The following is a 10,393-nucleotide window of genomic DNA, read 5'->3' on the forward strand; positions in this document are numbered from 1 at the left end:
ACGTCCCCGGCCCAGCCGGCGAGCTGCGGATGATGCCCGGGCTCGGCCAGCACGTGCAGCATCGCGGTCAGTTCGGCCAGCGGGGAGGCGGCGAACCGCACTGCTTCGGACGGCAGGCCGCCGATGTCGATCCTCAACGTCATCCCCTCAGCATCACCGACCGCCCGGCCGGTGACGCCGTGGGTTGACGGTGTCCGTCAACCCACGCGGCCCCGCCCGGCGGCCGCACACACCGTTGACGCCATGGCAACCACCACCAACATCCGGCCCCGCGCCCTCGTCCGGGCCTCCGGAGGCCCGCGCTATGCCGTCGCCCTGGCCGTGGACGCGCTCGGCACCGGCCTGCTGCGGCCCTTTCTGCTGCTCTACGGGGTGACGGTGCTGAGCCTGTCGGCGCCGGCCACCGGCATCGCCATGACGGCCGGCGTGGTCGTGGGTCTGGGGTGCATGCCCGCGGTGGGCCGATGGCTGGACCGGGGCGCACGCAGCACGGTCGTGGCAGCGTCGATGCTGGTGCGGGTAGTGGGCGTGGCGCTGCTGCTGGCCACCCCGGCAGGGCACGTCTGGCTGTTCGCGACGGCGGCGCTCTTCCTCGGCATCGGCAACCAGGCATGGCCGGCCGCCCACGCAGCTCTCGTGGCCACGGTCGCACACGGCCGGGAGCGCGATGCCGCTCTCGCGGGAGGCCGTGCCCTGCGCAACGCCGGGCTGGGCGTCGGCGCCCTCGTCGCCACCGTCTGCCTGGCGGGCGGCACCACAGCGTTGCAGGCGCTGGCAGCCGTCACCGGGCTCGCCTATCTCGCTGCGGCGGCCCTGGCGTGGTCGGTCCACCTGCACGCGCGTCCGGCCGCCGCCCCGGCCGAGGACCGGGCCGACGGGCCCGCACCTCGGATGCGCGCGCTGCTGGCCGCCAACGTGGTCTACGTCTTCTGCCTCAACGTCCCCGAAATCGCGCTCCCGTTGGTCCTGGTGACACAGTTGCACGCATCCCCGGTGTGGTCGGCGGCCGTCTTCGTGGCCAACACGGTGCTGGTGGTCACCCTGCAGGTTCCGGTCACCGTCCTGATGTCCCGCCGCTTCTCCCGGCGGACCGTGCTGGCTCTCGCCGGCGTGGTCCTCGCCGCGTCCTATCTCGGCTTCCTCGCGGCCACCTCACCGGGACACGGCTGGGGTGCCCCGGCCGTCGCCGCGGTGTCCGTGCTCTGCACCATCGGCGAGATCATCTACGCCGGCAGTGCCACCGCGCTCGTCACCGCCCTCGCCCCCGCCCATGTCCTGGGACGCGCCCTCGCCCGCTTCGAGCTCTCCACTGGCTTCGGCCTCGCCGTCTCCCCGGCGGTCATCACGGCTCTCGCACCCCACGGCCCGGCCGCCCTCTGGGGCGGCCTCGCCGCCGCGACGCTCCTCTCCGCCTCCGCCGTTGCCACCGAGAAGGATCAGGAAACGCAGCTCGGCGATTGTTCCCGCCGGGCGCGAGCAGGATCGTGAGCGCGGGATTCGCGACAGTTGAACTCCGCCACGGCGTGGCAGGCCAGGGCGCACCCTGGCCTGCCGATGCCTTACGAAGCCGTCGGAGGCTGCTCCTGGCTCCCGTAGGGCCGCGTGATGATCTCCATGCCGTGCCCGGCCGGATCCATGACGTACAGTCCGCGCCCACCGTCGTGGTGGTTGATCTCTCCGGGGTGCTTCAGGTGCGGATCGGCGTAGTACGTGATCCCGGCCTGCTGGATACGCGCGAAGGCCGCGTCGAACTCCTCGTCGGAGACGAGGAACGCAGGGTGCTGCATGACGATCGACTCCGACGGGATGACGGCGAAGTCCAGGGTGCCCCCGTTGCTGGTGGCCACGGGAATGAACGGGCCCCACTCGGTCCCGACCTCGAGCCCCAGGACGTGCGTCAGGAACTGGGCCGACTCCCGGTTCTCCCGGGCGTGGATGATGGTGTGGTTCAACTCGACTGACCGGGTCTCTTGAGCGCAAGCCCCGTCTTTTAGGACTCCGTTGGGAAATCCGCAATCCGGCGATGGTGAGTCGTCCGGGCTGCCATGATCGGCGTGTCCGTCGATCGAGGGTGGGGCTGGGTGTCGCTGGAGTCACGGTCTGACGTCGGGGTGCCGGAGCTGACCGCGCGGGTGGTGCGGGCCTCGTTCCCGAAGGGAACGTTGGCGATCTGCATTCGGGAAGCGGTGGGGCCGCTGTTCGAGGACGGCTCGTTCGCCGAGGCATTCCCCGCGCGGGGTCGGCCGGCGATCTCACCGGGGGCTCTGGCGTTGGTGTTGGTGCTGCAGTTCGCGGAGGGGCTGAGCGACCGGCAGGCCGCGGATCAGCTTCGGGCCCGGATGGACTGGAAGTTCCTGCTGGGACTGGAGCTGGATGATCCTGGTTTCGATTTCACGGTCCTGGGTGATTTCCGGTCCCGGTTGATCGAGCACGGGCTGGAGGAGAGGGTCCTGGACTTGATCTTGGAGCGGATCTCCGGGCTCGGACTTTTGCGGGCAGGCGGTCGCCAGCGGACGGATTCCACGCATGTGCTGGCCACGGTGCGGGTGTTGAACCGGATGGAGTTCGTCGGCGAGACCTTGCGGGCGGCGCTGGAGGCCTTGGCCGCGGCCGCTCCGCAGTGGCTTTCGACGGTGGTCACCACCGCCTGGACCGAGCGCTACGGAGCCCGGATCGACTCCTATCGCTTCCCCAAAGGCGAAAACGTCCGGCAGAAGTGGGCCGGGCAGGTCGGCTGGGACGGCTTCACCCTCCTTGAGGCCGCCTTCGCACCTGACGCACCCGCCTGGCTGCGGGAGATCCCCGCTGTTCAGGTCCTGCGCCGGGCCTGGGTCGAGCAGTACCACCGTGACGGTGAGGAGGTGCGCTGGCGGGAGGTGAAGGACCTCCCGCCGGCCAGACACCGGCTGTCCTCGCCCTACGACCTCGATGCCCGCTACGGGCGGAAGCGGGGCTCAGGCTGGTGCGGCTACAAGACCCACCTGAGCGAGACCTGCGAGCCCGACGCTCCGCATGTGATCACCCACGTGTTCACCACGAACGCAACCGTCGGCGACACCGAGGCCACCGAAGCAATTCACCAGGACCTGGCCACAAGGGATTTACTTCCTGACGAGCATGCCGTGGACGCCGGCTACGTCACCGCCGCCCACATCGTCACCGCTCGCGACCGGCATCAAGTCGACCTGCTCGGACCTGTCGGCCTGGATACCGTCCACGAACGTCACGACGGGGAGCACATTCCACAGAGCGCCTTCGTCGTCGACTGGCATGTCCGGAGGGTCACCTGCCCGCAGGGAGCGGTCAGCGTCAGCTGGTCCGACCAGCGCAAAACCAGCGGTACCCCGATCACCCGGGTGCATTTCGCACTTCAGGACTGCGACCCTTGCCAGGCCCGCACGGGGTGCACCATGGCCGCGAACGGCAGATACGGCCGCAGCCTCACTCTCTTGCCCCAAGAACAGCAGCAGGTCCTCGAACAGCGCCGGCACGAGCAACAGACCGACGAATGGAAGGCCCGCTACAACGTCCGGGCCGGCGTCGAAGGCACCATCTCGCAGGCCGTCCGCCGCACCGGCATCCGCCGCAGCCGATACACCGGCCTGGCCAAGACCCATCTAGGCAACGTGCTCGCCGCTACCGCGATCAATCTCATCCGCCTCGACGCCTGGCTCACCGACACACCCCTCGGCACGACGAGAACCTCACACCTTGCCGCACTCGACCTGGCAGCCTGATCACCCAGCCCGGTTTACGGATTTCCCAACGGAGTCTTTTAGGTCGGGGTTAGCTCATCCTCGGTCCGGAGCCGCGCAGTGGCGGAGTCCGCTGCGTTGTCAGTGGCCTCCGCTATGTTGATTATATCGGTTCGAAGGGGGTGTTTCATGCTGTCGGGGCGTAGGTACCGGCTTGAGTTGACCCGTGAGCAGGCTATGCAGTGTCTGGAGTTTGCGGATATCTGTCGGGTGGTGTGGAACACCGGGCTGGAGCAGCGACGCGAGTATCGAAGTCGTGACGGGTGGATGAACTACGTGCCGCAGTGCGCCGAGTTGGCCGCCGCCAAGCGCGAGCACGTATGGCTGAAGGCTGCTCCGTCGCACGTCCTCCAGCAGACATTGAAGGATTTGGACCGGGCGTGCCGGGAGCACGGGACGTTCAGGGTGCGGTGGCGTTCGAAGGCCCGCTGGTCGCCGTCGTTCCGGTTCCCCGACGCGAAGCAGGTCACGGTGGAGCGGCTGGGCCGCAAGCGGGGGCGGGTGAAGCTGCCGAAGTTGGGATGGGTTCGCTTTTGCTGGTCCCGTCCCCTGGGCGGTGAGATCCGTTCGGCGACCGTCTCGCGGAAGGCCGGCCATTGGTTCGTGTCGTTCCTCGTGGACGACGAGGCCGTCACCCCCGAGCAGCACGTGATGCCGAGCACGGCAGTCGGCATAGACCGGGGCGTGAAGGCCGCGGCCGTCACATCCGACGGCGAGTTCTTCGACAGGGAGTTCATCACGCCCCGGGAGACGGTCCGCTACCGGCGGCTTCAGCAGCGTCTCGCCCGGCAGAAGAGGGGCAGCGTCAACCGGCACAAGACGATCACGGCCATGGGCCGGATCATGGCCCGCGTCACGGACCGGCGTGGAGACTTCTGTGCCCGGACCGCAGCGCACCTGGTCCAGAAGAACGCCCTGGTCGTCCTCGAAGACCTGCGGATCAAGAACATCTGCGCCTCGGCGTCCGGCACCCTGGAGGTACCAGGCCGCAACGTGCGGGCCAAGGCCGGGTTGAACCGGGCCATCCTCGACAAGGGATGGCACCGCATCGAACTTGCCCTCACGAGCGCCGCCCGGTACACGGGCACGAGCGTGGTGAAGGTGCACCCCGCGTACACGTCGCAGCGCTGCCACGCCTGCGGGCTCGTCACCGAAGGAAACCGAGAGAGCCAATCGGTCTTCGTGTGCAAGAACCCCGGGTGCGGCAACATTGATCACGCAGACGTGAACGCGGCGAAGAACATCAAGACGGCCGGACAGGCCGCCTCAGCCTGTGGAGACCTCGACACTGGTCGGTCCGTGAAGCAGGAACCCGTAAGCCGGGCAACCGGCCGACCCCCCGCCTAGGGGAATCCTCGTCCTCCAGGACGAGGAGGAAGTCAAATGTGTGGAATGCCTCCGTAAGGCGATCTCACGGGCATCTCCATGCCTCCCCGGCCGGTGACCGACACGCGATGCCCTGCCCGTGATCCTAAGCAGCACTGTTCACGGCGTCGAGGGCAGGGAATGCCGGACAGCCACCCGCTGAAACGGGGTGCTGACCAACGGCTGGAATCAGGCGTCCGCGTGGCGCGATCTGACGGTGTTTCACACGGGTCGCGGTGGCTGACGCTACGATGTGCCCATGCGTCGATCGTTGTGTCCGAGCTGGTGGCGCTCCTCGTAGGAGCGGCCGCAGGTCGCCTACGGGTTCGTCGCCGGCCTGCTCGCCCTCTTCTACCTCTACGGGGGCGGGATGAAGGTGGTCCGGAGCCGGGAGCGGCTCCGACCGATGATGGCCTGGGTGGACAGCACGCCGATGCCGGCCGTCAGGGCCGTCGGGGTGATCGAAGTGCTCGGCGCGATCGGGCTGGTCCTCCCGCCGCTGACCGGCATCGCGCCCTGGTCGGCTCTGGCGCGGCCCTCGGGTTCGTCGTCCTGCAGATCGCCGCGACGAGGGTGCACTTGAGCCGCGGAGACCGTCGGATCGCCCTCAACCTCACGCTCATGTTCGCCGCGGCCGGGACCGCCTGGCTGGCGACTACATGGCTGTGACGTCGGGCAGGGGGTCAGCAGCGTCACATCCCGATGAGAGGTTGCCCGCTCGAGGCATTGAGGCCGCCGTCGACCGGGGGTGCCGAGGGGCAAGGCCGACGGCACCGAGCCTCGGCTGGGCCGCACCCTTGCCCAGGCGGCGAAGGACCTCGTGGACAGCAGGCTCGCCGATTCGGACCTCTCCCCGTCGATGCCGTCCCGTGAACTCAGCGTCTCCGTACGGAAGCTGCACCGGGCGTTCACGGCCACCGAGGTCCACCGGCGCGGGCTCGGGTGAGGCCGCTCAGTAACCCGGCGCCTTGGCCAGGCTGTCGCGGTGGGCCGCGATCTCGGGCTGGTAGACGCGGGCGTGCCAGTCCTCGGGGGTGACGGGTGTCAGGGCGATGGAGATCGCGGTCTCCTCGACCTCGAACGTCTCTCGGACGGCGGCCGTCACCTGATCCACCAGGCGGGAGCGCTGTTCTGCGGTGAGGGACTTCGGGAAGTGCTGAATGGTCACGTGAGGCATGAGAGCTTCCTTGTGTGTCGGTGAAGGGCTTTGGCCAGCTCGTCGACGCCCGGGTTGCGCAGCGCCCCGTAGTGGTCGGTCTCCAGCTGGACGAGGGTGGGCGGGGCTGCCGTACGGCCCGGGGTGCGTTCGATGAAGGACGGTTCGTCGTCATGGGCCCGGAACACGGTGACGGGCGCCGAGACCCGGCGCGTGGCCGGGGCGACGTGGTTGTAGGTGAAGCCGTAGGTACGGCAGACCACGGCCACCACGCGGCGGGTCAGCTCGGGGTCCAGCTGCGGGTACCGGCGGTCGACGAACCGCGCGAAGCTCTCCGCGTCGGTGGCCTCGCCGAGGCACTCCTCGAGGCCCGGGCCGCTGACGGCGCCGGCGAAGACGGAGAAGAGGAGGGTGGTGAAGACGGGGTCGGCGAAGTCGGCCGTCGGGGTGTGCGGTGGCGTCTTCGGGGCGCCTGGCACTCGTGGCGATCCCGGTGCCAGCAGGAACAGCTGCTCCACCCGCTCGCCCGACTGCTCCAGCTGCCAGGCCGTCTCGAAGGCGACCCGTGCGCCGAAGGAGTAGCCCCACAGTGTGTAGGGACCCTCCGGCTGGACGCGCCGGAGTGCTGCGACATCGGCGGCAGCCATCTCCTCGATGGACGGGTACGGCGTCTCGCCCTCGTTGAGGCCGTGCGCCTGGATGCCGTAGACCGGCCGTTTCCCGGGTGCGCGGGCCGCGAGCAGTCGTAGGTTCATGGTGAAGCCGCCGAGCCCGGGCCAGCAGAACACCGGTGGCTCGCTGCCGTCGGCCCGCAGCGGAGCGAGCCGGGAGGCGGCGACGGCGGCCCGGGTGCTCACCGCCTCCGCCAGCTTCGCCACCGTCGGTGCCTCGAACAGCAGTTGCAGCGGCAGGTTGCAGTTGAAGGCCTCGTTGATCCGCTTGACCAGTGTGATCGCGATCAGCGAGTTCCCGCCGAGCCGGAAGAAGTCGTCGTGCACGGAGACGGACTCCCGCTTCAGTTCCGACTTCCACAGACCGCACAGCCGCGCCTCGACCCGGTTGCGCGGCTCCACCACCGGACGGGCGCGGGCCGCCGCCTCGTCGACGTACCCCTCGAGGGCTTTGGTGTCGAGCTTGCCGTTGGGCGTGTGCGGCAGCTCGGGCAGGACCAGAATCTGGCCGGGGAGCATGAACTCCGGCAGGGACGAGACCAGATCCTCCCTGATCAGCTCTTCCGGCCCTTTCATATGGACCTGGTCCTCGTGCATGCCCTCGTGCCGGAGCTGCTCCGCGCTGACCGTCCCGCCGACGAAGAAGTACGAGGGCCCGGTGTGCTGCCCCGCCTCCCGCAGGATCGCCGTCATGCGTCTGGCGGCGGGCAGGTCGTCCCCGGTGCGCGAGCTGTAACCCGCCGACATGAAGCCCAGGTTGCTGGTGTTCATCATCAGGTGCTGCAGCTCACGGCCCAGGTCCAGATAGCCCGTCCGCTCCCTGCCCTGCTCGGCGGCGCGGCTGACGAGCGTGATGCCGAAGCCGGACCGCTCGTACACGGCCTGGTTGACGGCGATCACATGCCGCTTGAGGATCAGCTCGTCGCTGATCCGGTGCAGCCGGCCCGCTCGGTACCGGTACTGGCCGCTGGGCAGCCCGGCCCCGCTGCCCGGATGGAACTGCACGTAGATGTCGAGGGAGTTATGCGCGGGTGCCTGCGCGTGTGCCCTCGTCCAGGGCACCAGCTCGAAGGAGCCCAGGTGGTGGTCGTCCTCGGCGCAGCCCAGGAGCCGGTTCAGCCCGCTGTCGTACGCCGCCTCGGCGAGAGCGAGGCCATGGGCGGGCAGCACCTCGTCGAACAGGCCGGCCATGTGTCCGGCCTCGATCTCCAGGACCTCCTGGATGTTCTTCTTGTACACCGGCTCGATCGCCGATCTGCGGCCGACGAAGTGCACCCGCACGCCGGGTTCCGCGGCCTCGTCGAGGCGGTGGATCAGCACCAGCTCGTGGTGGACCGGGTGGTAGTAGTAGCAGCCCGCGGGCAGCCCCTGGATCCCCGCCAGCTCCAGGTACAGCTGCGTCGCGTAGAGGGATCCGGGGGAGGCGTACGCGTACTTCGGCAGCAGGCGCTCCTCGCTGAGGTGCTGCCCGAAGTTCCGTAGTACGGCGCCGAGTTCGCTCAGGGGCAGTTCTTCGGGGCGACGGGATCCGACGCCCTCGGTGCGCCGCCCGAGCGCCGTCAGCACGTCCGCCACCGCCAGCCGGTCGCCCTCGTAGAAGCGGTACGTCTTGCGGGCGAAGGCCCGGCGCCGCTGCTCGGGACCGGCGGTGGCGCCGGGCAGACGCACGGTGGGCCGCCCGGCCAGATCGGCCGCGTCCCGCACGCCCGGGTTCGACAGCTGGGCCTTGACCTGGAGCTTGGACGACTTCGACACATGGTGTTCGCCGTGTTCGCCCTGGTCCATCAACGCGGCCTCGCGCGGGCTCAGTTCGATGCACGCCACCAGGTTCTGGGCGCCGGTGCGCGGGTCGGTGCGCAGCAGTACAGCGGCGTTCTTCACCCAGTCGTGGGTCTCGATGGCCAGGCGTACCTCGTCCAGTTCGATCCGGAAGCCGCGCAGCTTGACCTGGTTGTCGGCCCGGCCCGCGAACTGGGCGGTGCCGTCCGGGTTCCAGTGGGCCAGGTCGCCGGTGCGGTACAGCCGGTCGTGGCCGGGCCCAGGCGGCTGGGCACCCGGAGCGGCAGGTGCTCCCGGGCCCGGGTTCGGCCGGAAGCGGTCGGCGGTCAGCTGGGGCTGGTGCAGATAGCCGCGCGCCAACTGGACGCCGCTGACGTGCAGTTCACCGGTTTCGCCGGCGACCACGGGGCGGCCCTCGGCGTCCAGGATGTGGAAGCGCAGGCCGGTCACGGGCGCGCCGATCGGAACGGCGTCGGGGCCCTTGTCGAGGGCGGCGGGGTCGACCGTGTACGCCGAGGCGTTGATGGTGCACTCGGTCGGGCCGTAGAGATTGACCAGGGCGGCCCCCGGCAGCGCCCGGGTCAGCTCCTTGGCGAGCGTCCGGGAGAGCGCCTCGCCGCCGCTGAAGAGGTGGGTGAGGGACGTACAGCGGTCGAGTTCGTCGGTGTCGACGAGGGCCTGCAGCAGAGTGGGCACGCACTGCAGGGTGGTGACGCCGTGGCGGGTGACGGTCTCGATGAGGTGCGTGGGGTTCCGGTGGATGCCGCCGGACCCGACCACGACCCGGCTGCCGTACGCGGGGGCCAGGATCTCCCACTGCGCGGCGTCGAAACTGATCGGGGTCTTCTGGAGGACGGTCTTGTCCGCGCCGAGCGCGAAGGAGCCGGCGAGCCAGCGCATCTGATGCGCGAGGGAGCGGTGCTCGATCATCACCCCCTTGGGCCTACCGGTGCTGCCCGAGGTGTAGATGATGTACGCCAGGTCCGCCGGGCGCGGACCGTCCGGCAGCTCGGCCGGATCCGCGTCGGTCCTGCGCTTCGTGAACTCCACGACGTCGTCGAGGGTGATGACGACCGTGTCCGCGGGAAGGAACTCCGCCAGCCGGTTCCGCAGGACGTCCTGGGTGAGGACGACACCCAGGCGGGCGTCCTGCGCGATATAGCGGATGCGCTCCTGCGGATAGTCGGGGGAGAGCGGCAGATAGGCCCCGCCGGAGCGCAGGATTCCCCACGCGCCGATCATCAGATCCAGCGAGGGCTCGACGAAGAGCCCCACGCCGACGTCCGCGCCGACGCCGAGGTGGTGCAGGTAACGCGCCACGTCCTCGGCCCTGTCGGCCAGCTCGCGGAAGGTGAGCGGCTCCCCCTCGTGGACCACGGCGATGTCGCCGGGGCGGGCGAGAGCCTGCGAGTCCAGCAGATCGGGCAGGCACGTCTCGGTGGCGTCCCGGATCTTCATCTACGTACCCCCGTGTTCGGATGGGTCTTCGACCTCGCGCTCGAACGTACGTATGTCAGCCAGGACCGGCGCCGCGAGCGACCCCCGCAATCAGTGCAGTGCGGCAACCCGAACCATGACCGGCGTGGCCATGGCGCACGGGGAGCGGCAGATTCGGGGAGAGCACATGCCAGGTTCGGGAGCGCACGGAAACCCGTGGCACGTGTCGG

8 protein-coding genes and 1 pseudogene are annotated in these 10,393 nt (G+C 69.6%); 5 read left to right on the plus strand and 4 right to left on the minus strand.

Annotated elements, in window-relative coordinates; all coding sequences use genetic code 11:
- The coding region (locus ABZ471_RS29305; RefSeq protein ID WP_359070615.1) for a DUF5937 family protein at positions 1-143 on the minus strand (143 nt) is incomplete at its 3' end.
- A gap of 100 nt (positions 144-243) precedes the next feature.
- On the opposite strand from ABZ471_RS29305, the gene ABZ471_RS29310 reads away from it, so the two are divergent.
- Entirely contained in the window at positions 244-1,488 is a 1,245-nt protein-coding gene (locus ABZ471_RS29310) for an MFS transporter (protein ID WP_359070512.1), read from the plus strand.
- 71 nt (positions 1,489-1,559) lie between these two features.
- Here ABZ471_RS29310 and ABZ471_RS29315 read toward each other — a convergent pair whose 3' ends face one another.
- Positions 1,560-1,952, minus strand: a complete 393-nt coding sequence (locus tag ABZ471_RS29315) for a VOC family protein (protein WP_359070513.1) — start codon at positions 1,950-1,952, stop codon at positions 1,560-1,562.
- Positions 1,953-2,045: 93 nt separating this feature from the next.
- Here ABZ471_RS29315 and ABZ471_RS29320 point away from each other — a divergent pair, with 93 nt between their 5' ends.
- The 4 genes and pseudogenes from ABZ471_RS29320 (at position 2,046) to ABZ471_RS29335 (ending at position 6,066) form a co-directional block, all read left to right on the plus strand.
- Positions 2,046-3,737: an IS1182 family transposase gene (locus ABZ471_RS29320; protein WP_359070515.1), complete on the plus strand. Its 1,692-nt coding sequence runs from the start codon at positions 2,046-2,048 to the stop codon at positions 3,735-3,737.
- A gap of 78 nt (positions 3,738-3,815) precedes the next feature.
- Positions 3,816-5,102 (plus strand): transposase, encoded by a 1,287-nt coding sequence (locus ABZ471_RS29325; RefSeq protein WP_359070517.1) that lies wholly within the window; start codon positions 3,816-3,818, stop codon positions 5,100-5,102.
- 355 nt (positions 5,103-5,457) lie between these two features.
- A pseudogene (locus ABZ471_RS29330) lies at positions 5,458-5,789 on the plus strand (DoxX family protein).
- A gap of 79 nt (positions 5,790-5,868) precedes the next feature.
- Entirely contained in the window at positions 5,869-6,066 is a 198-nt protein-coding gene (locus tag ABZ471_RS29335; protein WP_359070519.1) for a hypothetical protein, read from the plus strand.
- Positions 6,067-6,072: 6 nt separating this feature from the next.
- On the opposite strand, the gene ABZ471_RS29340 is transcribed toward ABZ471_RS29335, so the two are convergent.
- Together ABZ471_RS29340 and ABZ471_RS29345 are read right to left on the minus strand one after the other, a co-directional pair.
- On the minus strand, positions 6,073-6,288 hold the full coding sequence (locus tag ABZ471_RS29340; protein ID WP_359070520.1) for a tautomerase family protein: 216 nt from the start codon (positions 6,286-6,288) through the stop codon (positions 6,073-6,075).
- Positions 6,285-10,184, minus strand: coding sequence for an amino acid adenylation domain-containing protein (locus ABZ471_RS29345; protein WP_359070522.1), 3,900 nt, complete (start codon positions 10,182-10,184; stop codon positions 6,285-6,287). Before ABZ471_RS29345 ends, ABZ471_RS29340 begins: the two co-directional genes overlap by 4 nt.
- Between the last annotated feature and the right edge of the window lie 209 nt (positions 10,185-10,393).

The sequence above is a fragment of the Streptomyces sp. NPDC005728 genome (assembly GCF_040630895.1).
GTDB lineage: Bacteria > Actinomycetota > Actinomycetes > Streptomycetales > Streptomycetaceae > Streptomyces.

What these genes read in the sequence shown, in the direction of transcription:
- ABZ471_RS29320 (WP_359070515.1), top strand. Translation starts at nt 2,046, where the DNA reads ATGATCGGCGTGTCCGTCGATCGAGGGTGGGGCTGGGTGTCGCTGGAG.
- ABZ471_RS29310 (WP_359070512.1), top strand. Translation starts at nt 244, where the DNA reads ATGGCAACCACCACCAACATCCGGCCCCGCGCCCTCGTCCGGGCCTCC.
- ABZ471_RS29345 (WP_359070522.1), bottom strand. Translation starts at nt 10,184, where the DNA reads ATGAAGATCCGGGACGCCACCGAGACGTGCCTGCCCGATCTGCTGGAC.